Here is a 234-nt window from a genome sequence, read left to right on the forward strand (position 1 = left end):
GGAAAGTCTGGCGATCAGCGTACAGGCGCGTTGGCCGATGGAGCAGCTGTCAGCTCTCTGATTTCATGCGGGGAGGCTCGGGCTGAGGCCTCTACATCTGAGGGATTCAAAAATGCCGTTCGCGCCCGGCAAACAGGTCGCGTAAATTGCCGCGGTGGCGCCAGACGATCAGCAGTGTCAGCACGCTCATCGGCAATAGCGCCTCCGGTTCCTGCCAGGCCAGCAGTGGCAAGG

Annotated in this window: 1 pseudogene; it reads right to left on the reverse strand. The window is 61.5% G+C overall.

The features are described 5' to 3' along the window. Positions 1–106: 106 nt before the first annotated feature. Positions 107–234 (reverse strand): annotated as a pseudogene (locus tag SB725_RS34000) (glycerol-3-phosphate acyltransferase); the annotation flags it as partial.

The sequence above is a fragment of the Pseudomonas sp. SIMBA_041 genome (assembly GCF_046535095.1).
In the GTDB taxonomy this organism is placed as follows: domain Bacteria; phylum Pseudomonadota; class Gammaproteobacteria; order Pseudomonadales; family Pseudomonadaceae; genus Aquipseudomonas; species Aquipseudomonas mucoides.